Annotated in this window: 19 protein-coding genes; all 19 read left to right on the top strand. The window is 47.8% G+C overall.

Features of this window, described 5'->3' with window-relative positions; translation table 11 throughout:
• Positions 1-20: 20 nt before the first annotated feature.
• Positions 21-827, top strand: a complete 807-nt coding sequence (locus I6L41_RS10135; RefSeq protein ID WP_216958533.1) for a glycosyltransferase family 2 protein — start codon at positions 21-23, stop codon at positions 825-827.
• Positions 827-1,783, top strand: a complete 957-nt coding sequence (locus tag I6L41_RS10130) for an SDR family oxidoreductase (RefSeq protein ID WP_216958528.1) — start codon at positions 827-829, stop codon at positions 1,781-1,783. The genes I6L41_RS10135 and I6L41_RS10130 overlap by 1 nt, the downstream gene beginning before the upstream one ends.
• A complete protein-coding gene (locus tag I6L41_RS10125) occupies positions 1,783-2,808 on the top strand; it encodes a glycosyltransferase family 4 protein (protein WP_216958525.1) in 1,026 nt (341 codons plus the stop codon). The genes I6L41_RS10130 and I6L41_RS10125 overlap by 1 nt, the downstream gene beginning before the upstream one ends.
• Positions 2,805-4,790 (top strand): nucleoside-diphosphate sugar epimerase/dehydratase, encoded by a 1,986-nt coding sequence (locus I6L41_RS10120; protein ID WP_216958522.1) that lies wholly within the window; start codon positions 2,805-2,807, stop codon positions 4,788-4,790. The genes I6L41_RS10125 and I6L41_RS10120 overlap by 4 nt, the downstream gene beginning before the upstream one ends.
• Positions 4,791-5,561: 771 nt before the next feature.
• The gene (locus I6L41_RS10115; protein ID WP_227016188.1) at positions 5,562-6,584 is read left to right on the top strand and encodes an exopolysaccharide biosynthesis polyprenyl glycosylphosphotransferase; all 1,023 of its coding nucleotides are present in this window, start codon (positions 5,562-5,564) and stop codon (positions 6,582-6,584) included.
• A 35-nt stretch (positions 6,585-6,619) separates the two neighbouring features.
• On the top strand, positions 6,620-7,873 hold the full coding sequence (locus tag I6L41_RS10110) for a hypothetical protein (protein WP_216958519.1): 1,254 nt from the start codon (positions 6,620-6,622) through the stop codon (positions 7,871-7,873).
• The gene (locus I6L41_RS10105) at positions 7,874-8,704 is read left to right on the top strand and encodes a glycosyltransferase (protein WP_069554779.1); all 831 of its coding nucleotides are present in this window, start codon (positions 7,874-7,876) and stop codon (positions 8,702-8,704) included.
• A 184-nt stretch (positions 8,705-8,888) separates the two neighbouring features.
• Complete coding sequence (locus I6L41_RS10100) at positions 8,889-10,001, top strand: hypothetical protein (protein ID WP_216093211.1); 1,113 nt, start codon at positions 8,889-8,891, stop codon at positions 9,999-10,001.
• A gap of 72 nt (positions 10,002-10,073) precedes the next feature.
• Entirely contained in the window at positions 10,074-10,829 is a 756-nt protein-coding gene (locus tag I6L41_RS10095) for a glycosyltransferase family 2 protein (RefSeq protein ID WP_216958516.1), read from the top strand.
• A gap of 24 nt (positions 10,830-10,853) precedes the next feature.
• Complete coding sequence (locus I6L41_RS10090; RefSeq protein ID WP_253182315.1) at positions 10,854-11,615, top strand: glycosyltransferase family 2 protein; 762 nt, start codon at positions 10,854-10,856, stop codon at positions 11,613-11,615.
• Between the two features lie 5 nt (positions 11,616-11,620).
• On the top strand, positions 11,621-12,787 hold the full coding sequence (locus I6L41_RS10085; protein ID WP_216958513.1) for a nucleotide sugar dehydrogenase: 1,167 nt from the start codon (positions 11,621-11,623) through the stop codon (positions 12,785-12,787).
• Positions 12,788-13,108: 321 nt separating this feature from the next.
• Positions 13,109-14,224, top strand: coding sequence for a polysaccharide export protein (locus tag I6L41_RS10080; protein WP_302054495.1), 1,116 nt, complete (start codon positions 13,109-13,111; stop codon positions 14,222-14,224).
• Between the two features lie 235 nt (positions 14,225-14,459).
• Entirely contained in the window at positions 14,460-14,888 is a 429-nt protein-coding gene (locus I6L41_RS10075) for a protein-tyrosine-phosphatase (RefSeq protein ID WP_042018640.1), read from the top strand.
• A gap of 62 nt (positions 14,889-14,950) precedes the next feature.
• Positions 14,951-17,125, top strand: coding sequence for a polysaccharide biosynthesis tyrosine autokinase (locus tag I6L41_RS10070; RefSeq protein ID WP_216958507.1), 2,175 nt, complete (start codon positions 14,951-14,953; stop codon positions 17,123-17,125).
• A gap of 279 nt (positions 17,126-17,404) precedes the next feature.
• Positions 17,405-17,668, top strand: coding sequence for a hypothetical protein (locus tag I6L41_RS10065; RefSeq protein WP_042080343.1), 264 nt, complete (start codon positions 17,405-17,407; stop codon positions 17,666-17,668).
• Between the two features lie 57 nt (positions 17,669-17,725).
• Positions 17,726-18,370 carry a YjbF family lipoprotein gene (locus tag I6L41_RS10060; RefSeq protein WP_201955516.1) on the top strand — a complete coding sequence of 215 codons (645 nt, stop codon included), beginning with the start codon at positions 17,726-17,728 and terminating at the stop codon, positions 18,368-18,370.
• Positions 18,367-19,113: a capsule biosynthesis GfcC family protein gene (locus I6L41_RS10055; RefSeq protein WP_216958503.1), complete on the top strand. Its 747-nt coding sequence runs from the start codon at positions 18,367-18,369 to the stop codon at positions 19,111-19,113. The genes I6L41_RS10060 and I6L41_RS10055 overlap by 4 nt, the downstream gene beginning before the upstream one ends.
• Complete coding sequence (locus I6L41_RS10050; RefSeq protein ID WP_216958500.1) at positions 19,113-21,224, top strand: YjbH domain-containing protein; 2,112 nt, start codon at positions 19,113-19,115, stop codon at positions 21,222-21,224. The genes I6L41_RS10055 and I6L41_RS10050 overlap by 1 nt, the downstream gene beginning before the upstream one ends.
• A 178-nt stretch (positions 21,225-21,402) precedes the next feature.
• Positions 21,403-23,058: a PglL family O-oligosaccharyltransferase gene (locus I6L41_RS10045; protein WP_254203295.1), complete on the top strand. Its 1,656-nt coding sequence runs from the start codon at positions 21,403-21,405 to the stop codon at positions 23,056-23,058.
• The last annotated feature ends 517 nt before the right edge of the window (positions 23,059-23,575 follow it).

Genomic DNA, 23,575 nt, shown 5'->3' with positions numbered 1-23,575 from the left:
TACTTAGTGGTGTTTTTGAAATGAGTAATGTGATAAGTGTCAGTCTTGTTGTATATAAGCCAGTCAAACACGAGTTATATGCTACGTTGCAGAGTTTGTTTAATGCAGCCTTGCAATACTCGACCATTGAATTGACCATTATTGACAATTCACCAAGCAGCTCTAGGATACAAGTTGAGGACTATATATCTGCAGAGTTGATTAGTCAGGCTAGCGTGATTTATCGACATAATCCGAATAACTTGGGCTTTGGTGAAGGGCATAATCAAGCATTACAGATCGATTCTAAATACCACCTTATCCTCAATCCCGACTTGGAAGTTGCCCCAGATGCACTGAAAAATGCACTCGAGTTTATGGAGCAACATCCGGATTGTGGATTATTGACACCTTTCGCTACATGGGAAGATGGTGAGGTACAGCGGCTTTGCAAACGCTATCCAACCGTATTTGATTTATTGCTGCGTGGATTTGCTCCTGCGAGTGTGAAGAAGTTATTCCAGACGCGCTTGGCAAAATATGAGATGGCAGACCAGCTCAACGATCGTGACGTGCTGTGGGACCCACCCATTGTCAGTGGTTGTTTTATGCTGTTTCGCACAGATGTTCTGCAGCAGCTCGGAGGGTTTGACCCTCGCTTCTTCCTCTATTTTGAAGATTTTGACATCAGTTTGCGGGCAGGAAAGATCAGCCGGATTGCTTATGTCCCTCAGGTGAAGGTCGTTCATCACGGTGGGCATGCATCCCGCAAAGGCTGGCGCCATATCTGGATGTTTGGGCGTTCCATGGTGACTTTCTTCAATATTCACGGTTGGCGTTGGTGGTAATGGCAGATATCAAAAGTACAGTCTTGGTGACAGGTGCCAACGGATTTGTAGGCAAAGCGGTCTGTGAACACCTGCTTAGGTGTGGAGCGAATGTGAAAGGTGCAGTACGCAGTAGCCCGCTCGCTTCGTACCAGGTTCAGGCTCCCTCTTTGACTGCCGATGCAAACTGGACAGCCCAATTGCAACAGGTGGATGTGGTTGTTCACTGTGCAGCCAGGGTGCATGTGATGTCGGATACCGCGACAGATCCTTTGGCGGCTTTTCGAGCGGTGAATACAGAGGGCACCCTCGCTCTTGCTCGACAAGCGGCTGAGGCAGGGGTGAAGCGCTTCATCTTTATCAGTTCGATCAAAGTGAATGGCGAGCAGACCGAGCCAGGCAAGCCATTTGATGAGAATGTGCAAAGTCCGCCAGAAGATCCCTATGGACGCTCGAAGTATGACGCGGAACAGGGGCTGATGGCACTCGCGAAAGAGTGTGGTATGGCTGTAACCATCATTCGTCCTCCTCTTATTTACGGGGAAGGGGTGAAGGCTAACTTTGCCAGTATGATGACCTGGGTGCGCAAAGGGATCCCGCTCCCTTTTGCCCGTTTGACCAATGCGCGTAGCCTGTTGGCGTTACCTAATTTGTGTGACTTCATTGCCCATGCGATGGAGCACCCTGCTGCAGTGAATCAGGTCTTTTTAGTCGCAGATCCTGTCGCAGTGTCGACGTCGCAGTTATTGGCGGCGATTGCAGAAGCAGAAGGAGTTAGCTGTCGGCTCTTTTATCTCCCACCAGGAGTAATAAGAGTGCTTGGACGCTGTTTGGGGATTGATGCCAAGCTACAACGGATTTATGGCTCTCTGGAAATGGATACCCGCAAGGCTCAGAGCCGATTACAATGGTCGGCACCCTATTCGCTCTCTCAGACCTTATCTCTGATGGCGTCAATCCATAGTGAGTCGTCTTGATGCTGGCATTTGTTTTGTTGTCGATATTTTGTCTTTTTCTTTCAATCACCATGACCGGCCTGCTCAGGCGCTACGCACAGACCCGCTTGCTTGACCAACCCAATCATCGCAGTTCGCATCAGGTGCCTACCCCGAGAGGCGGTGGCATGGCTATCGTGGCGACCTTTCTGCTGACAGCCCCGTTGTTTGTCACCCTGATCCCACTGCCCGCCGGCATATCCCAGAGCTGCTTTGGATTGATATGGGCTGCGGCGCTGGGAATTGCCTTGGTAGGTTTTATCGATGACCACATCTCTCTCAAGCCCCGAACCCGCCTGATTGTGCAGAGCATGGCGGCAGCTTTGGTGGTTTCTGCGGTTGATGGTTTGCCAGCGCTGACCTTCTTTGGCTGGCAGCTGGACCTTGCCTGGTTTGGTTACCTGCTGGCCTGGCTGGGGGTGATCTGGTTTATCAACCTGTACAACTTTATGGATGGCATCGATGGCTTGGCAGCTGGCGAGGCCGTTGTCGTCTGCCTGTTCATGGCGTTTTGTCATTATCTGGTTGGCGGGGAGTGGTCGTCTGCCAGTTTGATCCTGCTACTGGGGATTTCGGCGGCGGGCTTCTTGTGCTGGAATTTTCCGCCCGCCAGGATCTTTATGGGAGATGGTGGCAGCGGATTTCTTGGCTTGATGCTGGCTTCCCTGATGCTGCTGGATGCTGCTTCTTCACCTCAATTCCTGTGGGCATGGCTCGTCATGCTCGGGGTCTTTGTGGTTGATGCGACCTGGACGTTGCTGAATCGCTTTCGCCTGAAATGTCGTCTGAGCGAGGCTCATCGTACTCATGGCTATCAATATCTTGCGAGACGTTGGCAAAGTCATCGAAACGTGACCTTGGCTGTGCTTCTTATAAATAGCCTCTGGCTTGCGCCGATCGCTGTCATGATTGTATTGGGCCAGCTCGATGGTGTGAGCGGTCTGGTCATTGCCTACTTGCCGTTAGCTTTTCTTGCGTATCACCTGAATGCAGGAGTACCAGAATGAGAAATGAGCTTTTACCCGGTGGGAGCTGGCTACTGACTTGCCTGGGCTCCCTGTCACGAGCCAGCAAGCGTGCCATCTCTGTCACCGTTGATATGATCCTGATCACCATGACCTATTGGGGAGCGTACTGGATCCGGCTTGAACACAACTGGCCAATCGATAGCCCTCATCACTGGGCACTGCTTGGCGCAATTATCGTTGTCAGCATAGGCCTGTTTGTACGGCTGGGGCTTTATCGCGCAGTGCTCCGATATGTCAGCTTTCGGGTGTTATGGACAATCTCGCTAGGGGCATTTCTTTCAACCTGCTTCTTTGTTCTATCTGCGTTTTATTTCGATATCTTTCTGCCGAGAACGGTCTCGGTTATCTATCTCTCCTTTTTGGTGTTACTGGTTGGCGGTGTGCGGCTGTTTTTCCGGGCGCTCCTTAATACCACCCGTTTGGCTCGTACCCAGGTATTGATCTATGGCGCGGGCTCTTCGGGTCGACAACTGCAAATGGCCTTGTTGCAAGGCAATGAGTTTTATCCCGTCGCCTTTATTGATGACGATCCCGCCAAACAGGGATGCGTGATCCAGGGCTGTACCGTTTATCACAGTGCTCAGCTGCCAACCCTGATTGACCACCATGGGGTGCAGAAGATCTTGCTGGCCATGCCGAGCAGCACCCGGGCTCGCCGTCAGGAGGTGATCAATGCACTTGAGCCCCTCTCTTGTGAAGTGCTCTCTATCCCGGGGATGGCCGATCTAGTCAATGGCTCTGCCCGCATAGACCAGCTCAATGAGGTCTCCATCGACGATCTATTGGGCAGAGATCCGGTAGAGCCTGTGGCCACCTTGATGGAAGCCAATATCACAGGCAAAGCGGTCATGGTGACAGGTGCCGGTGGCTCTATTGGTTCTGAGCTCTGTCGCCAAATCTTGCGGTGCCGTCCATCCACTCTGGTACTGTTCGAACTATCCGAATACGCCCTCTATGTCCTGCACAAGAACCTGCGGGAGCAGTGTCAGCGTGAAGAAATCGAAACGGATCTGGTGCCGTTACTGGGGTCAGTGCAGCGCCAGCATCGTCTCAAGACGGTGATGCAGAGCTTCAGGATCCAGACCGTCTACCATACGGCTGCTTACAAACATGTCCCGCTGGTTGAGTTCAACATCATTGAAGGGGTACGTAACAACGTATTCGGTACTCTTTATGCGGCACAGGCGGCCATTGAGGCTGGGGTAGAAACATTCGTGCTGATCTCTACCGATAAAGCCGTGCGGCCAACCAACACCATGGGGGCCAGCAAGCGTCTGGCCGAGTTGATCTTGCAAGCCTTGACCCGCGAGAAGCACAGCACCCGTTTTTGTATGGTGCGTTTTGGCAATGTTCTCGGATCTTCCGGTTCAGTGGTGCCGTTATTCAGGCAGCAGATCGATAAGGGGGGGCCTATCACCCTGACTCACCCCGATATCATCCGTTACTTTATGACGATACCTGAAGCTGCCCAGCTGGTGATCCAGGCTGGCGCCATGGGGGAGGGGGGCGACGTCTTTGTGCTCGATATGGGTCAACCGGTACGGATCATGGAGCTGGCCAAACGCATGATACGCCTCAGCGGCCTGACACTGCGTGATGAGCAGCGTCCCGATGGTGATATTGCCATCGAGGTGACGGGGTTGCGGCCGGGCGAAAAGCTCTACGAAGAGTTACTGATTGGTGATGATGCCAGAGGAACCGAACACCCCAGGATCATGGTGGCACAAGAGAGCTGGCTGCCCTGGTCCCGACTGCGCCCCTTGCTGGCCTCGCTGGATGATGCTTGTCACCGTTTTGATCAACAGCAAGTGCGCGAGATCCTGATGCATGCTCCTGCTGCATTCGAACCGACGGATGGTATCTGTGATCTGGTGTGGCTGGCCAAGCAGCAGCTACCACCAAGTGATAATGTTGTTAAATTGCCCTCACATAACATAGATTTTTTGCTTGCCAATCACTGAGTTTTTATATTAGCGCCCATTATTGGGCGCTTTTTTTTTGCTTTCCCCTCAATTTGTTTGTTTTTTAATCGATCGAGCCAGTCATGGACCAGATTGGCTACTCATTTCGATGAACCATAGGTACAATCCCCCCCCGCTATTTCGGAATTATCCTACATTTTGGCGTGAAATATTGGTGCACAGTGTAGGGGGTTATGGCGAATAGCTGGCGTGGCGACTGGTTTTGTCGCCCCTCTTGCCAGAGGCTGATGATTGTAAATCACAACGCCATTTACTAACTCTTTTAACAATATAAAAAGACTGCATGCACACTGGGAGCTGTAACTCAGGGGCGGTAGCCATTATTTTTTTTATAGATTGGATTGTTTTTTAGTCCGTTACTGACTTCTTTGTAGTCAATTCGGCGCTTTAGCGATAGCGATGATATCGATACAAGAGGGACCGTCAGTAGTCCCCAGATACATGGCACGGGATAGAGAGTGTGACAACGCCGGAGTGTGATCATTCGGGCGTTTGTCACTGGTTGGCAATCGATTGTAATTGAGATGTTTTTACTGCCGGACTCGTCAACTCGACGAGTTTGCCGAGCTCCTCCTGTCCAGCCCTTCGCTTTCAAATAAAAATCAATCTCTTTTCTTTGTTCGTTTCTCGCTGTGGCTCGTTTCGACAAGCTGCCGGAGGGAAACACAAAATCTACGTGACGTGGCAGTCAAATGCCGATGAGACAAACCTCGATGGTTGTTTCTCTGGGTATAGACATGAAGAGAGCTTATGGGAATGCATAATAAAATAGACAGTAGTGCAGCCTTCGGGATTGCTGCGAATGAACAGTTGACGGCCGAGAGCCATTCACTGGATATTGGTAATCTGGTGTATGAGCTTAAGCGGGTTCACATGAAAAGTGATGAGCTTTATGTTTACTGCAGTGACAATGACAAAAAGCTTATCGAACGGGTGCTTGCTGATTATCCGTTCACATTGAACTTCAATGTGACAGACCTCTCGGCCCTGAAAGGCAAAACCCTTGTGCATTACAAGAGTGGTGACCTTCCCGATGAACTGGCCGCAATGCTGGTGCTGGCCACCAAATATGGCGCCTACGTTGAACCGCTGGTCAGTTATCTGGACCGTCGTTTCGGCCGCACTGAAGTGGAGTTGCTGCACAGCGGCTACTTCCTGCACATGAAATCTTTCTCCATCCTCTCCCGTCCATCCAATCGAATTGTCAAGCGTGCGCTGGATCTGGTCTCTGCCATTGCGCTCAGTCTGGTTGCCATTCCCATTGGCTTGCTTGCTGCGCTGGCCATCAAACTGGAATCACCTGGTCCCATCTTTTATCGTCAAGCCCGGGTTGGCCTGTTCAACCAGGAATTCGACGTAATCAAGTTCCGCTCTATGCGAAACGATGCCGAAAAAAATGGTGCTCAATGGGCAAGCAAGAACGACGCCCGAGTCACTCGTGTTGGCCGTTTCATTCGCAAGACCCGTATTGATGAACTACCGCAACTGATCAACGTCTTTAAAGGGGAAATGTCTCTGGTTGGCCCAAGACCCGAGCGGGAAGTATTTATCAAAGAGCTGGAAGCCGTTATCCCGTACTATCGCTTCCGTCATGCGGTCAAGCCCGGCATTACCGGCCTTGCCCAGGTCAAATACCCCTACGGGGCATCTATTGAAGATGCCGTGTGGAAGCATAAATACGATATCTTCTATATCAAGCATCAAAGCCTGATGTTGGATATCAAGATCTTGCTGCTGACAGTCAAGACTGTGCTGTTTGGGATGGGGCGATAGCCATTGCTATCATCGTGAGTAACAAGATTTAATTCATGCATAATTTTATAATCAGAAACAGATCCGCATTATATTCTATCTGTTCATTATTTCTTAAATTGATGAGCGGACCATTAGCGGTTCTTTTGGTTGCAACTAAGCTAACCCCCGAAGTTCAGGGGGTTTATTATACCTTCATTTCAATATCGACTATTCAATGGATATTTGAAATTGGCTTTTCAACTGCTATTGTACAGCACTTATCTGCTACAAAAGTAAAAAGTCATTTTAATAGTTATGTGAGAGTTGCGGTATGTTTTTTTACTGTAATGTCACTATTAGTATTGTTAAGTTCACAGTTGTATGCCCAATGGGTCTTTGCGGATACGAGTAAATCAATATGGCTAATGCCTTGGCTATTGTACTCCCTACTGTTTTGTTTAAACATACTAAATAACATTGTCCCACTTGTTGAAGAAGGTAGAATTAACGCTGAAAAAGTCTACTTATCAAAACTAATTAGTGGTGTAGCATACTCAGTCAGCTTGATAATATCATTATGGCTAGGTGCTGGTTTATACTCATTGTTTATTTCGCAGTTGTCTATGTTTTTGGCAAATGTGGTTTTGTTCAAGAGTGACTACTCCACTATATTTTATGAGTATAAAAGCAGTTCTGTAAAAAGATCCATTGCTGTAGCCAAGAGTATGTTGTCATTTCAGTATAAGTTATCCTTGGTTTGGATTGTTGGATACTTCTATTGGAATATATATTCTGTTTATTTTTATAAATACGTCGATGCTGTTTTTGCTGGTCAGTATGGCGCAACAAATTCAATCATTAATGCTCTTGCTATCGCCATGACAGCATGGATTCAGACAAAGAGATCTCATTTAGGAAACTTGGTTGCGGGAAATAAAGTTTCAGATACAGTACCCATATTAAAGCAAGCGTTATATTTTGGTTTATTTGGCTACATCATTATTGCATCCATATTTATATTGTTTCTTAAACTAGATGTTCTTAATTTACAGCACAGATTTCTTGTGACTGGATTGGTATTGCAGATCGCAATAATGAGGCTTGCAATTTTGGCACATGAAATAGTTTTTATGTATTTTAGAACATTCAAAGATGAACCGTTTTATCGTATATCAATTTTAAATTATATAATCACTCCTCTGGTTGTTATTTTTGCTCACCGATATGGCGCTATTGAATATTGCTTTATAGCTGCGATAGCAATACAGTATCTATTGATTGTACCTATTTATATCAAGTCGAAAGAAATAATTATGGGACGAATTTAAATGATCAGTGTTATCATGCCAATTTATAATGGTGAACAATATTTGAGAGATGCTGTTGAGAGCATACTGGCTCAAAGTTACACTAACTTTGAACTTATTTGTATCGATGATGGTTCCACTGATGGTACACTTAATATTTTAAAAGAATATGCTGCCATTGACTCTCGCCTAGTAATAATTAGCAGAGAAAACAAGGGTTTAATTGCGACATTAAACGAAGGTATTGTACGCGCAAAATATAACTACATTGCAAGAATGGATGCAGATGACATATCTCATGTGGATAGGTTTATGTTGCAAGTTGAATATTTAAATACTCATCCTGATGTGGCTGTAGTTGGCTGCGCATACGAATACATTAATGAAAGTGGTGCTTATATAAGTACGAGGAAGACTTATAATTCTGATTTTATGTTGAAGACCATTTGTCTACTTGGTTCGCCATTTGCACACCCCAGTGTAATGATAAATAGAAGCATTTTGAATGATGACTTGTATTATGATCAGAGATATAAGCATTCCGAGGATTATGAACTATGGGTTCGACTTTCTCAAAAATATAAATTCGGAGGGATAAATAAAGTTCTACTGAAATATCGAGTCTTAAATAGTAGCGTATCTAGACAAAATTTCGTCGAACAGAAGATGAATATGGCAAAGGCTGCCAGAAATCATCTTTTCAAAAACAGACTCTCTGATGCTGAAGTTAATACGTTGAGTGCATTATATATTGAAGGTCGCTTTGGATATCAAACTGCATTAACTATATTAAAACAAAGGAAAAAAATGGCAGCAATAATTCAGTTGGGATATCTGTTTATAAAAAGATGAAACCATTTCATGACAATGTCAATAAATATATAGCAAGCGTCAGGCAGGAGCAATGAAAACATTATATTGTACATTGATTGTATTTCTTTTTTTGTTCTCTTTTCCCGTACCATTTTTTTATAACTCCCTATGTATTGCGTTATTGTTATCGATTCCATTGTGCGATAATAAAGTGATCAATATCATGTGGTCTTTTATTAAAACACGCCATGTAATATATGGGATGCTGCTTTTGCTTACTTCACTGTTATATTATTCATTGTCAACAATATTGTCTGGGGCTTATGACTACTCACTCATGAAAATATATGTTGGAATGTTAATATATGGAGGTAGTGGAGCATTTGTCGCAGCGGTTATTTATACCAATGCTGGACGGAATTCTTTACCAACAATAATTTTACTTTGTTTGGTGGTACAAGCTTCAATTATCTTAGCCTCATTTGCTAGCCCTGCCTTCAAAAGTGCACTTGATATATTTCGAACTACAAATAGTGTTGATATCGCCGAGCAATATTATGGGGGAGGGATTCGAGGTTTAGCTTTATCTGGTAGCCAATTCTTTGGATTAGCAGTTCTTCTTGCATCTATGACATATATATGTTACGTGATGGAACATCAATTCAGTAACAGGGCGTGGGTTTATATACTATTACTAGTATGTTCAATTATTTTTCTGTCCGTCGGGCGTACTGTAATCTTCGGTGTTGTATTTGGCTTTGTATTTTTTTTGGTAAACATAAGTTCAACAGCTGGGATGATTTTAAAAAAGGTATTTTTAATTTTCATACTATCAGCCATACTGATAAATTTTCTTCCATATCTTGCACCATCATTAAAAGAAAAAATAGATTCATTCATGTATTTTGCTTTTGAAGCAATTTATAATTATATTCAGTATGGTGAAGTTAGAACAAGCTCTACAGATGTGCTAGCTCAGATGTATTACCCGTTATCCACAAGCACATTGCTACATGGTGATGGACAGTATTTAAATTTAGATGGTACATACTATGGGCATACTGATGCGGGCTATATGAGGGATGTTCTTGCTCTTGGTGTGCCATTTACTGTTGTTATAATAATTTCTTTCTTTCTAGTGATGATGCCTTCCAGAGAAATAATAAATTCTAAAATTAGAAAGTCTGCATCTATTATTTTCATAAGCATGATGTTACTGCTACATTACAAGGGAGAGGTATTCTGGACGCTATTATGCCAAGTTGGCCTTATATTCTTTATTTCAGCATATGGTCATGCATATAAAAAATATAGCTCGAGTTGTTTGGTGAATTAGTGATTGATAAAACGACATTATGTGGGCTATTATCTAGCTCTATTATATAACGCGATGGTAGAGTTTTGAAAAATGTTAACAATTGCTATATCCACCTTTGGTGATAGAATTGATTTCATAAATGAATATACCTTTGATAAAAGGGTCCTTTATATAATACTTTGGCAGTCATCTAGTGATGCTGATATGGAGCTACCAAGTAATGTTAAGTTAATAAAGTTAAGTAGTATTGGTGTAACACATAGCCGTAATACTGCTATTGAGTTATGTGACACTGAATGGCTTTGGTTTATGGATGATGATGTGCATATAACTGAAGATGTTATAAGTTATTTACTCAATACTTTAGAGCATAGAGATAAAAATAGAGTTATTATATCATCAGTTATTGATGAAAATGGCTTTTCGATGAAAGCTTATAATAAAAAAAGTTCTGATTCTATATTAGATATCTTAAATGTTGGGACTATACAAATCATACTTAACAATAATGTTATTAAAGATGAAGGGGTTCGTTTCCCTATATATATGGGGGCTGGCAACAAATATCCAGCTTGCGATGAGCCTATTTTTTTATCGAGACTTCTTAAAGCTAAATTAATATCTGGCTTTGTGTTTGATGATAGGATCATTGTTTCTCACCCCAAATATAGCTCAGGAATGAACTTATCTGGAAAGGGACAGCTTATATCGAGAGCTATTTTATTTAGAGAGGCTTTTGGATTTCCTCTTTGTATCATGGCTAGCTTTTATTTTTTTATAAAAAACTTTTCTCTTATAGGCTCTAAATCTAGATTTCTATTTTACTTCTGGAAAAATGGTGGGTGAACTCATGTTTTTATTGAGGGTTTTATGATGCTTAAAGAATATATGCCACCCTTAATCTCTATTATAATGCCTTCGTATAACTCCAGCTTGACTATATCTGATTCTATTGACAGTGTTTTAAAACAAACATATCAAAATTGGGAGCTGATTATCACCGACGATTGCTCGAGTGATAACACGTTGGAGATTCTTAGAGAATATGCCTGTACGGATTCCAGGATTAAATTTACCCGTAATGAAACTAATTCTGGTGCTGGTTTTTCAAGAAATAGATCCATCGATATTGCCAAGGGAAAATATATAGCATTTTTGGATGCTGATGATCTCTGGCTTGAGAATAAACTCTCCAATCAGATCTCTTTTATGGAGAAAAATGGATACTTGTTCTCATTTTCATCCTATCAAAAGTTTTCGAAAGATGGTGACGGTGGCGTCGTTGTGGCACCAAGCTCAGTTACATATCAGCAACTTCTTTATGGTAACGTCATCGGCTGCCTTACTGCTGTGTATAATGCTGAGGTTTTGGGAAAAAAGAAAATGCCACTTATTAGAAAGCGGCAAGATATGGGACTCTGGCTTACCTTGTTGAAAGAGTGTGAGGCTGCATATAGTCTACCGGATGTATTAGCTAAATATCGCACGGATACTGGTATGACACAGAATAAGATAAATACAGCAAAGTATCAGTGGGAATTTTACAGAACGGTTGTTCAGTTGAATTTATTTAAATCCAGTTGGTATTTCTGCTGGTATGCATTAAATGGTTTGTTAAAACATAGAGTATAAATAATATGAAAATTGCTATTGCCGGCACGGGATATGTCGGTTTATCAAATGCTGTTTTACTTGCGCAACACCATGAAGTGGTGGCAGTCGATGTGATTGCCAGCAAGGTTGAGCTGATCAATCAGCGCCGCTCCCCCATCGTCGATACAGAGATTGAAAGCTATCTGGCCAGCCGTGATCTGCATCTGCGAGCCACCCTTAATAAAGAAGAGGCTTATCAAGGGGCAGACTTCGTTATCATCGCAACGCCAACTGATTATGATCCCGAAACCAACTACTTCAATACCAGCACGGTGGAGTCTGTGGTGAAGGATGTGATGGCTATTAATCCCGATGCGGTGATGGTGATCAAATCCACCATTCCGGTCGGCTTTACTGCTCGGCTGCGTGAAGAGTTGGAATGTGACAATCTTATTTTCTCGCCGGAGTTTTTGCGTGAAGGGCGTGCTCTTTACGACAACCTGCATCCGTCTCGCATTGTTGTGGGTGAGCGTTCCGAGCGGGCTCACGTGTTCGCCAATTTGCTATTGGAAGGGGCGATCAAGAAAGATGTGCCTGTGTTGTTTACCGACAGCACAGAAGCCGAGGCGATCAAGCTGTTTGCCAATACCTATCTGGCCATGCGGGTTGCCTTTTTTAATGAGCTCGATACCTATGCCCAGCTGCATGGTCTCGATAGTCGCCAGGTTATAGATGGTATCGGTCTCGATCCCCGTATTGGTAGCCACTACAATAACCCGTCATTTGGCTATGGTGGTTACTGCTTGCCGAAAGATACCAAGCAGCTGCTGGCCAACTACAACAAGGTACCGAATAACCTGATCCGGGCGATTGTTGATTCCAATACCACGCGTAAGGATTTTGTTGCCGACTCGGTGATCCGCAAGAATCCAAAACGAGTGGGTGTCTATCGACTGGTGATGAAGGCGGGGTCTGATAACTTCCGTGCTTCTGCCATTCAAGGGGTCATGAAGCGGATCAAGGCGAAAGGGATTGAAGTGGTTATTTATGAGCCCACCTTGAACGAGCCCGAGTTTTTCCGCTCCAAAGTCATGACCGATCTGGCGCAATTCAAAGAGAGTTGTGATGTGATATTGGCCAACCGTATGGTTGAAGAGCTGAGCGATGTAACAGACAAGGTATATACCCGCGATCTGTTTGGTAGTGACTAATATGCCGACAGCGGTTCCCTCAAGCTGGGGGAATCGCATTTTATTGTAAAAAAGTCGTTAAATATTACGTTGGTGCGATTCAATCACATATCTGATTCAATCTGTTGGGAAATCAGGGCTGATTTTAATATCAGCACCAAAGATGGTGTGCTTGAAGATGGGTATATATCCATTGAATTGTCAGTGTTCTGCTCATATTGAGCGGTTCCATTGTTGCTGTGATTTTATCCGTAAATTTATCTCAGAATTCTCCATGTTTTCCGCTATCATACGGCGATTTTTCCGTTCAGTTCTTGATGGCAAGCTTAATAAGGTGTGGTAGTGAAAAGGATTCAGCTCATTCCTCTGTTGTCGGCCGTGGCCCTGCTCAGTGCGTGCACTGTGGTGCCCGGTACCAATCTTTCCACCAGTGGCAAAACCGAGGTGGCTACAGGTTCCGTTGATGTTGATCAGCTGGCAGATGTCTATCCGGTTACACCGGCGTTGATCAGCAAGCTGCGCAAGGCACCGGTGGTGGGCAAGGCCAACCCCGAGCTCAATAGCGAGATCAGCCGTTACGAGTACCGGATTGGTGTGGGCGACATCCTCAATGTCACTGTATGGGATCACCCCGAGTTGACCATCCCGGCCGGTTCTTACCGCAGTGCCAGCGAAGCGGGCAACTGGGTCCACGCCGATGGCACCATCTTCTACCCCTATATCGGCAAGGTGGCCGTGGTGGGTAAAACTGTGGCGGAGATCCGTACCGATATCGCCAAGCGCCTGGCCCAGTTTATCGAGAGCCCGCAGGTGGATGTGAGCATTGCGGCGTTCCGCTCCCAGAAGGTTTATATCTCCGGTGAGGTAACCAAGCCGGGCGCCCAGCCTATCACTAATGTGCCGATGACCCTGCTCGATGCCTTCAATCTGGCTGGCGGGTTGACCCCGACCGCAGATTGGCACCATGTGGTGTTGACCCGCCAGGGCAAGGAGTTCCCGCTCTCCATGCAGGACCTGCTGCAGTATGGGGATCTCTCTCACAATCAGCTGATGCGTGACGGCGACATGCTCTATGTGCCGCGCAACGATGCCCAGAAAGTGTTTGTGATGGGCGAGGTCAACAAGGCATCGACCCTGACCATTGGTCGTGAGGGGATGAGCCTGACAGAAGCACTGAGCAGTGCCGAGGGCCTTAACCAGAATGCCGCCAATGCGACCGGCATTTTCGTATTGCGCCCCGCCGCGAAAGCCCAAGAGAAAGCCGCCATTTATCAGCTCGACCTGAGTGATGCCACCGCGCTGGTGATGGGGACCGAGTTTGCATTGCAACCTTACGACGTGGTCTATGTCACCACGGCGCCGGTGACGCGCTGGAATCGCGTGTTGAGTCAGCTGGTGCCCTCCATCAACGGCTTTAACGAGCTGACCGAAGGCATGCTGCGGGTTCGCAACTGGTAAGACCGTGATGTTGCTTAACCTCTCCCACTTGATTGACATGTAGCCGTACTCCCTCAAAGGGACGGCATTGAGGGGGGCTGATGCCTCCCTTATCTCCGGTTGTTTGTTGCCTTGATACGGTGACAAACGGGGAGGATAGGGCAGAGGGCTATGCCCTCTACCCGCCTCCCTTCAGGAAGATGCATGTTGTGAGGGGCGGTTGCTGCAGATTTTATTTTTAAAGAGCGACAGCGATATGTTTGAAAAAATTCTTGTGGTGTGTGTGGGCAATATTTGCCGCTCCCCAACCGGTGAACGACTGCTTCGCGAGCGTTTGCCCGGCCGTCAGGTCAGTTCTGCCGGTGTCAGTGCCCTGGTTGACAAGCCGGCCGACAAGGTCGCGAGCGAGGTGGCACAGCAGCATGGGCTTTCCCTAGAGGGACACTCGGCGCGCCAACTGACCCGCGAGCTCTGTCAGGATGCCGATCTGATCCTGGTGATGGAGAAAGGACATATCTCTGCCGTCACGGCCATTGACCCGGGGGCCCGTGGCAAAACCATGCTGTTTGGCCACTGGCAGGGGGAGAGTGAAGTGCCCGATCCCTATCGTCTGAGCCGGGAAGCTTACGAACATGTTTACCAGCTGTTGGTGCGTAGCGCCGATGGATGGGCGAAAAAACTGTAACGACATCCGCAGCGTCTGGTGGTGTTTGGGTTGTATCTGACTATAAAAATGGATTGTGTTTAATGACGACTTCTTCTGTTTCGTCCCGGCAGAGCAGTGCCGCGGTGGAGAATGACGAGATCGATCTGGGGCGCCTGCTGGGTTACCTGATCGATGGCCGTTGGTGGATTGTGACGATCACCGCTCTGTTTATGGTTCTTGGCGTTGCATACGCTCTGTTGGCGACCCCGGTCTTCAAGGCAAACGCCTTGCTGCAGGTGGAGAAAAAAGCCAGTGGTGCTGCGCTGCTCGGGGATATGGCTGATGTATTGGGCGGTGAACAGCCTGATGCCGCCGCCGAAATTGAGCTGCTGACTTCTCGTATGGTGCTTGGCCGTACGGTACAAGAGCTTCACCTCGATACCGTAGTGACTCCTAATTTCTTCCCGCTGGTTGGCCGTGGTCTGTCACGGCTGATGGGGCATCCCTATCCGAAGATGGCGGTAAGCCGCTTTGAAGTTGCGCCTGAACTGTTGGATGTACCGATCACATTGACCCTGGGTGAAGACAAGCACTTTACCCTTGAGGTTGAGGGGCGGGTGCTGGAAGGTCAGGTAGGCAAGCTGCTTGAGAAAGAGGATGTCACCCTGCTGTTGTCTGATGTGGCTGCCGATGAGGGGCAGGTCTTCACGCTAGTCAAACAACCGGTACTGGATGTGATTGCCGAGTTGCAGCGTGATCTTCAGGTCAGTGAAAAGGGCAAAAATACCGGGATCATCTCGCTGGCGCTGGAAGGGGAAGACAAGGGCCGCATTCGTGCGGTGCTTGACAACATCAGCCAGAACTATCTGCAGCAGAATGTGGTACGCAAGACCGAAGAGGCCCAGAAGAGCCTGGATTTCTTGCAGACGCATCTGCCTCAGGTTAAAGAGGATCTGAATCGTTCTGAAGAGCAGTTGAATGTTTATCGCCAGCAGAATGAGTCGGTAGATCTGTCGCTGGAAGCGAAAGCCGCACTGGATACCATGGTGGGCCTCGAGAAGCAGCTCAACGAGCTGACCTTCCGGGAAGCGGAGTTGCAGCAACTCTATACCCGCCAGCACCCGGCTTACATCGCCCTGATGGAAAAGCGCCAGACCTTGATGAATACCAAAAATGCGATCAACAAGTCGATCAAGCGTCTGCCAAAAACCCAGCAGGAGATTTTGCGTCTGACCCGTGACGTACAGGTTGGTCAGGAGATCTTCGTCCAGCTGCTCAACAAGCAGCAGGAGCTCAACATCATGAAGGCGGGCACTATCGGCAATGTGCGGATCATCGATGATGCCGCTGTTGAAACCCGTGCCGTCAAGCCTAAGAAACCGCTGATCGTGGTACTGGCGACACTGCTGGGTGGCATGCTGTCGGTGGGGTTGATCCTGGTGCGCGCTGCCTTCCACCGTGGTGTGGAAAGCCCGGAACAGTTGGAAGAGATGGGGCTGTCTGTCTATGCCACCATCCCCTATTCCGCTGAGCAGGCCACCATCGAGCAGCAGCAGAAAAAGCGGCGGCAGGTCATGCCTCTCAACGAAGCCTTGCTGGCTGCGCGAAATCCGGCCGATCTGGCGATGGAGTCACTGCGTAGTCTGCGAACCAGCCTCCATTTCGCCATGATGGAAGCCAAAAACAACATAGTGATGATCTCGGGCCCCGGCCCGGGTCTTGGCAAAACCTTCGTATCGACCAACTTCGCTGCCACGTTGGCTCTGGGCGGCAAGAAGGTGCTGGTTATCGATGCCGACTTGCGCAAAGGCTATATGCAGAAGGTTATGGGGCAGGAGATGGGCGCTGGTCTGAGTGCCTATCTGGCGGGTCAAACAGAGCTGGCACAGGTTGTGAGCCAGACCGGGTTTGATGGCCTTGATTTTGTCTGCCGTGGGGCTGTGCCACCCAACCCTTCCGAGCTGTTGATGCACCCTCGTTTCAAAGCGCTGTTGGATTGGGCGAGCGAGCACTACGATTTTGTCATCGTTGACTCCCCTCCCATCCTGGCGGTCACCGATGCGGCCATCGTTGGTCAGCATGTGGGGGCATCCTTGCTGGTTGCCCGCTTCGCCAAGACTGCGGTCAAAGAGGTGGAGGTGGCCATTCGCCGCTTCGAGCAAAACGGGGTCGCTATCAAGGGGATCTTGCTCAACGCGGTAGAGAAGAAGGCGAGCAGTTATTACGGTAACTACGGATATTATCAATACAGTTATGGCAGCAAGGAAAAAGCCTGACATTCTGTTTGGATAACCGCAATAGGTGAATGCAGGGTGCGTCTTCATGGCGCACCTTTTTTATGACCACCAAAAATAGTTTTCGAATGCAACCTGTATTTCAGTGCAATAATAGCGTCCCGATGGTATGCTATATTTGCAATTATCTATGTTTACAATGAGTTACTTAACTTTTTGTGAACATGGCAATGCGCTGGTAAAGGGATATATGGTAATAGCATTGTTGTCATGCCATATTTTCTCCGAGCCACAAGTAGACAATAAACAAGGAAAGATGAAATGAAAAAAACCGCCCTGATTCTGGCTGCTGCCATGGCATTCTCTCATGGTGTGATGGCTGCTGAAGAAGCTGCTGCTGCTACCGCATCCACCGGTTCTGCCGGTGCCGCAGGTGCTGGTGCTGCCAGTGCTGCTGCCATCGGGACTGGCACCATTGTTGCCGTTGGTGTAGGTGCTGCGGTTGTTGCTGGTGTTGCCATTGCAAATGCCAACTCCAACGATGATGCCGGCCGTGGTACCGGAACCACAACCAGTACTCGTTAATATGATATAGGGCTGCTTTGGCAGCCTTATTTTTTTATATGTCACTGTGGTCACTCTATGTCTTTATCGCGCAATCTTGTTTTTCTTGGTTTGTTATCTCTCACCGGTTGTTCAAATACTGCTTCTGTGACGAGCGAAACTATCAAATATGCCGTGTTGGGGGCTGATGATGTGACCGTCAGTGCCGAGCATGTCAATAAACTGCCTTATGCAAGTGCTTATCTGAAAATCGGTGATAACCCGCGGATCTTTGTGGTATTGGCTTATGTCAATGGAGATGAACTCTCCTGGCTGACAGCCGATCGGGTCATGATTATTACCCGCCACGGCCGGGTCATTAAAACTGTCGGTATGGAAAATGACCTGGTCATGAGCGAGAGTGGTTCTGCCGACCCACTGTCGATGGCTGCTGCCTCATCTGCCAACTGGAGTGCCTTGTCAGAGTGGGAACAGCGCTATCTCAGCGGCTACCGTCTTGAAGGGAAGATGGTCCGTGCCGGACAGGATGAGCTGGATCTGGTGACGCGCCGAGTTTCAGCTACGCGTTTTGAAGAGACGGTTTCAATGTTCCCGGGGGGGAAATCCTGGACCAACGTTTTCTGGCGAGATCCGGTTAATGGACAGGTAGTAAAAACCCAGCAACATCTCGGCCCTGATCTGCCGGTCATTGAACTCACCATTTTGAAGCCATTCTCGTCATGAAAAAACTGACCCTATCTCTTTTATTGCTGTCCGGTGCTTGCTTCGCGGATACCAGTGTCAGCATTTACTATCAGAGGCATCTTCAAGATCCCATCACCTTGAGTGAAGGGGCACGCCTTGATGCCTTGCTGAGACACAAGCTGCTGCCATCACCCATCTATTGGCGCTCTGCCCAGATTACGACGCCGGCCCGTCAACATGAGTTTGAGCTCAAGCAGGCGGCGGTGATCCGTGAGTTGGAGAGTCTGGCGAGCATATGGCGTAGCGAAGGTGAGGCTCAACGTGCCTCTTCTGCTGCTCGTCTTGCACATCAACTCGAAGGCATCACCGTTACCGGCCGCTTGCCTGTGATAGTTGATCCTGACAATGCCCAGCGCTCCCCGCAGGATAACCCTCGCCTGGAAGGCAACTACCGACTGTTTGTTGCTGCCCGCCAGCCTCAGGTTGCCATGTTTGGCCTGATGGAAGCGCTCCCCACGTTGCTTCTGGCTCCCGGTGCAGGTGTCGATGAATATTGGAAGCGTGATGCGCTGCTGGAGGGGGCCGACTCGGCTCATCTGCTGTTGATCCAGCCAACCGGTGATATCGAGATGGTCCCCGTTGCCGTCTGGAACAAGCTTCATCGTGAACCCATGGCGGGGGCTGCACTGCTGGTCGGGTTTGATCCTGACCTGTTGCCCTCTGCATTTGCCGGAATAAATCAGCGGATCGCCGAGATAATTGCAAACAGGGTGCCTCATTAATGATTCCAAAACTTTCATATATTGCCCTGGCCGTCTCGACCGTTTGTGTTGCTGCACCCGGGGCGAATGATCCCTATGGCCCATCGCAAAGTGATTTCGGTGGGGCAGGTCTGCTGCAGATGCCCAGTGCCAGAATGGCCGCAGAAGGCGAGTTCAGTTTCAACTACATGGATAACGAAGAATATCGACGCTGGTCGATCTCCATGCAGCCCTTTGACTGGTTTGAGGCCACGCTGCGTTATACCGATGTCAGAACTCGTCTATATAGCCCTTACGAGCAGTTCAGCGGGGATCAGACTTATAAAGACAAGTCGATGGATTTTAAATTCCGACTTTGGCAAGAGTCTGATTACTTACCCCAAGTATCATTGGGCTTCAGAGACTTGATGGGGACTGGCCTGTTCGATAGCGAGTACGTTGTTGCCAGTAAACGTTATGGCCCGTTTGATTTCACCCTTGGAATGGGCTGGGGGAATATGGCCGAGAGCGGCAATATCAAGAACCCCTTCTGTGAATATAAAGAGAGTTGGTGCCAGCGTAATGATGGTTATGCGGGCAATGGCGGCAAATTTGAGGTCGATAGTCTGTTCCACGGCCCGGCGGCCTTGTTTGGCGGTATCGAGTATCAGACGCCATGGCGCCCTTTGCGTCTGAAACTCGAATATGACGGTAATGATTACAGCCGCGAGTATGCGGCCCGTAACAGCAAAGGCGGCTACGGAGCCTTGCCGCATAGCTCACCTGTCAACATAGGTGCCGTGTATCGTATTTTCGATAATATGGATACTCATCTCAGCTATCAGCGTGGGAATACCCTGATGTGGGGTATTACTATGCGGACCAACTTTAATGAGTTGCAGCAGGCCCATCTGGATGAGCCCCGGCCTGAGTATCAACCGGAAAAGAGTCCGGCCCAACTGGATGATGTCGATTGGGCTGCACTCAGTGCGCAGACGAAAAGCAATGCCGGATATCGTGATCTGGTCTGGTATGGCACGGACGATCGTGTTTTTGTCAGCGGTGAGCAGCTGAAGTATCGCACGCCAGATGAAGCCGAAGATCGAATGTCATTATTGGCCGCGAATGCGTTGCCCGCTTCGGTTCACTCTCTGCATATAGTTGAGCAGAAGAAAGGGCTCGATATCCGTGAGACAGTAGTGGACATGGACTCTGTACGGTTGGCAAACAGTGACCTCCCATTGGGACAAGAGACTACTTATAAGTCGGATGTCATCGCAGCCAATGCACCGTCGGCACCTGTTCGCCATGAAAGTCGCAGCTCGGCGCTGAGTTACAGCGTGGATCCGGTGTTGAACCAGTCTGTTGGGGGGCCGGAGTCTTTCTACATGTATCAGCTTGGTCTCAACTTCAATGGTGATTGGCGGGTGACCGAGAAGAACTGGCTGGGGGGCACAGTATTTGTGAACCTGGCCAATAACTACGACAAGTTCAATTATAAGAATCCACCGCTGGACGGGGATGCTTTGCCCAGGGTGAGAACCTGGATCCGGGAATATGTCAGCTCCTCCGATGTATTGCTTAACAACCTGCAAGCGACCCATTTCGAGCAGTTCTCACCTGAGTGGTATGGTCAGGCTTATGCCGGTTATCTGGAGATGATGTACGCCGGTGGTGGTGCCGAACTGCTGTATCGTCCTTTTGGTCGTTCATGGGCGATTGCGGCTGATGTGAACTGGGTCAAGCAACGGGATTGGAACAATACCTTGCGGATGGCCGATTACGATGTGGCAACAGGCCATGTGACCGGTTATTGGCAACTGCCCTATGTTGATGATGTGACTGCCCAGCTCTCTATTGGCCGTTATCTGGCAGGGGATGTCGGGGCGACACTGGATCTATCCAAACGCTTCTCATCCGGCGTTGTGGCAGGGGTGTTTGCAACGCTGACTGATGTGTCTGCTGACGAGTATGGAGAGGGGAGTTTCACTAAAGGTATCTATGTGACGATTCCCTTCGACTTGATGCTGCTCCGCCCGACAACCAGCAAAGGCTCGATTGGCTGGATGCCATTGACCAGAGATGGCGGCCAGATGTTGGCCAGAAAATACAGTCTTTACAGTTTGAGTAGCAACGCGTCATTTCCTGACTAATTAATGCTATAGCTTGAGTAAAGCGCTCTGAATATGGTTGTATGAAACACCATTTTTTCAGAGCGCTTTTTTTATGCCTACATTTCCGTCCACCGGGTCATCAGTGCTATCAGCCCATCGGGAAAAGCGAGTATTTTTTCTCTTTTGGGGGATAAGCATACTTTGGCTGGGACTTGGAATGCATTTTTTCATGCATAACCCAGGTGGGGCAGGTCTCTATCTTCCTTTCAACGCATGGGGATGGATATTTGCTTCTTTGATGATCTGTCTGGGGTTGTGGCATATCACGTCGAAAGGCGAATTGGTATCCAGCAGGCTCTTGCAAGTTTGGGGGGGCGCGATTGTATTGATGCTGCTACCCATGGCGTGGTCTGACGCCACCTTGCGTGATTACGCACTTCCTCGCCTCGGTGGTCTTGTCGGCGGCGGATTATTTCTCTTCTCGCTCTATCAGTTCCGTCTTGCACCGAAGGCGCGTCAACAGCTATTGACGCTTATGCTGGTCGCGATAGCTATCGAAATGACTTTGGGCCTGGTGCAGTATTACCTGCTAACACCGGGCAATTGGCTTGGCTATGACACCAAAGCAAATCGCCCCTATGGTATTTTTCAGCAACCCAACGTGATGGCCAGTTTTATGGCCACCGGTTTGTCTCTGGCTGCTTTGCTAAATACCCTCAACCAACATCGATGGCTGAAGGCACTTCAGGGGTATGTGATCGTTGGTTCAGTGGTATTGCTGATTGTTCTTCAATCTAGAGTTGGGCAACTGGGTGGAATATTGGCTTTGCTGATGATGCTTCCCTGGTTGAAGAGAAACCACGCTTTGAAGGTGACTCTTTCATGTGTCTTATTGGGCGTGCTGTTCGGACTCGCATCTCTGTATGGTGTGGAAGGGGTCAAGCGGGGTCTTTCTGTCTATCAGTCGGGGGGATATCGTACGATTTATTGGTCGTATGCATTGCACCTGCTGTCACAACATCCTTTTACCGGATGGGGATATGGTTCTTTCGAATCTGTATTCCTGCATAACTATATGGCAGACAAGTTATTGAATCCGGTGATGCCACAGATTGAGTACAACCTTGATCATCCTCATAATGAGTTGCTTTATTGGGCTGTTGAAGGGGGTATCTTGCCAGTCATCGGGCTCTTGGTGATGGGCGCCGCTGTGATATGGCGTGTAGTGGGTCAATCCTGGTCGCATGGATTGGCCTTATTGGCATTAGTCGTACCCATTACACTTCATACCCAGGTCGAATATCCCCTCTATCACTCCATTGCTCACTGGATTTTTTTATTGATGTTGGTCTGGTATATCGATGAAACCTGTGGGGCAGACGCGGCCAGAGGGATAGCCGTATACCGTTACCCCCATAAGTTGTTGTTACGCTTTCTAGCGGTTTCCATCCCCTTGTTTATCGTTCCATTCATGTTGACTGCGCTTCATACTGCCTGGGTCGTCACCAAATACGAACGGGGTGGGTATAAGGAGCCATCATTGTTGCTGGATATTATTAATCCAATGGCTTGGTTGACGCGGGTTGAGTTTGATGTAAATGCGGTACGATTGATGGTGGGTTTACAGACTCAGAATAAGACCGAACTGGAAGCTTACCTGGCATGGGGGCAAGATTTTGTACGCCATACACCCAGAGCCAATATCTACGCGAATATGGTTGTTGCATTGAATGCGTTGGGGCGCCCTGACGAGGCTCGTAATTTAAGAGCCGAAGCGCTCCGTTGGTATCCAAAAGAACCATTGCTGATTGAGGCAACCTCTAAACCAATGGTCAGTGGTGTGGATACGTTACCTACTGGAGCAGCCAACTAAGGCGTGGAAAATGGGATATGAGGCAATCATAGCGGCTTGTCTCTATCCCGTTATAGCTGTAGGAATGAACCTGTGGTTTCCGTGCAAGAGGTAAGTTGGAGGGGAAATGCATCTTTAGTCGCACGCCTTTTTTATGTTCATTGGGTTGTTTTTAACTTGTTGTTTTTAAATGGTTTTAATCCCTGGTGCGATTGATTGGGTAATATGACGCATGGTCTTAATCTGCTCATGATGCGAGCAGGCATCGTTCTATTTTTTTATGCAGGTATTGCTCAGGAATCGTTTGACGCACTAGTTGCATTTTCTGAAAAATGTTGATGGCAATTACCCTGAACCTCATATTAATAGTTTCAGATGTGTATGTTCGATTTGGTGGTGATATCAAAAGAGATGTCTAGGCGAGATAGGTTTAATGGGTGAAAGCGTGAGTTTGTTGGCAAGTTTATTTTCATATTCTTTCCAAGTATCCCCTGATAGTAAAAATTGCATGTAGTTATGAATTGTCCATGCTATTCTG

Source organism: Aeromonas sp. FDAARGOS 1411, from assembly GCF_019047125.1.
Classification (GTDB): domain Bacteria; phylum Pseudomonadota; class Gammaproteobacteria; order Enterobacterales; family Aeromonadaceae; genus Aeromonas; species Aeromonas veronii.
Note: the sequence above shows the minus strand (reverse complement) of the source record. Positions and strands in the feature narration are given on the sequence as shown.

What these genes read in the sequence shown, in the direction of transcription:
- I6L41_RS10065 (WP_042080343.1), top strand. Translation starts at nt 17,405, where the DNA reads ATGAAAAAAACCGCCCTGATTCTGGCTGCTGCCATGGCATTCTCTCAT.
- I6L41_RS10050 (WP_216958500.1), top strand. Translation starts at nt 19,113, where the DNA reads ATGATTCCAAAACTTTCATATATTGCCCTGGCCGTCTCGACCGTTTGT.
- I6L41_RS10095 (WP_216958516.1), top strand. Translation starts at nt 10,074, where the DNA reads ATGTTAACAATTGCTATATCCACCTTTGGTGATAGAATTGATTTCATA.
- I6L41_RS10125 (WP_216958525.1), top strand. Translation starts at nt 1,783, where the DNA reads ATGCTGGCATTTGTTTTGTTGTCGATATTTTGTCTTTTTCTTTCAATC.
- I6L41_RS10120 (WP_216958522.1), top strand. Translation starts at nt 2,805, where the DNA reads ATGAGAAATGAGCTTTTACCCGGTGGGAGCTGGCTACTGACTTGCCTG.
- I6L41_RS10115 (WP_227016188.1), top strand. Translation starts at nt 5,562, where the DNA reads ATGGGAATGCATAATAAAATAGACAGTAGTGCAGCCTTCGGGATTGCT.
- I6L41_RS10110 (WP_216958519.1), top strand. Translation starts at nt 6,620, where the DNA reads ATGCATAATTTTATAATCAGAAACAGATCCGCATTATATTCTATCTGT.
- I6L41_RS10090 (WP_253182315.1), top strand. Translation starts at nt 10,854, where the DNA reads ATGATGCTTAAAGAATATATGCCACCCTTAATCTCTATTATAATGCCT.
- I6L41_RS10130 (WP_216958528.1), top strand. Translation starts at nt 827, where the DNA reads ATGGCAGATATCAAAAGTACAGTCTTGGTGACAGGTGCCAACGGATTT.
- I6L41_RS10105 (WP_069554779.1), top strand. Translation starts at nt 7,874, where the DNA reads ATGATCAGTGTTATCATGCCAATTTATAATGGTGAACAATATTTGAGA.
- I6L41_RS10100 (WP_216093211.1), top strand. Translation starts at nt 8,889, where the DNA reads ATGTGGTCTTTTATTAAAACACGCCATGTAATATATGGGATGCTGCTT.
- I6L41_RS10085 (WP_216958513.1), top strand. Translation starts at nt 11,621, where the DNA reads ATGAAAATTGCTATTGCCGGCACGGGATATGTCGGTTTATCAAATGCT.
- I6L41_RS10070 (WP_216958507.1), top strand. Translation starts at nt 14,951, where the DNA reads ATGACGACTTCTTCTGTTTCGTCCCGGCAGAGCAGTGCCGCGGTGGAG.
- I6L41_RS10055 (WP_216958503.1), top strand. Translation starts at nt 18,367, where the DNA reads ATGAAAAAACTGACCCTATCTCTTTTATTGCTGTCCGGTGCTTGCTTC.
- I6L41_RS10075 (WP_042018640.1), top strand. Translation starts at nt 14,460, where the DNA reads ATGTTTGAAAAAATTCTTGTGGTGTGTGTGGGCAATATTTGCCGCTCC.
- I6L41_RS10045 (WP_254203295.1), top strand. Translation starts at nt 21,403, where the DNA reads ATGCATTTTTTCATGCATAACCCAGGTGGGGCAGGTCTCTATCTTCCT.
- I6L41_RS10135 (WP_216958533.1), top strand. Translation starts at nt 21, where the DNA reads ATGAGTAATGTGATAAGTGTCAGTCTTGTTGTATATAAGCCAGTCAAA.
- I6L41_RS10060 (WP_201955516.1), top strand. Translation starts at nt 17,726, where the DNA reads ATGTCTTTATCGCGCAATCTTGTTTTTCTTGGTTTGTTATCTCTCACC.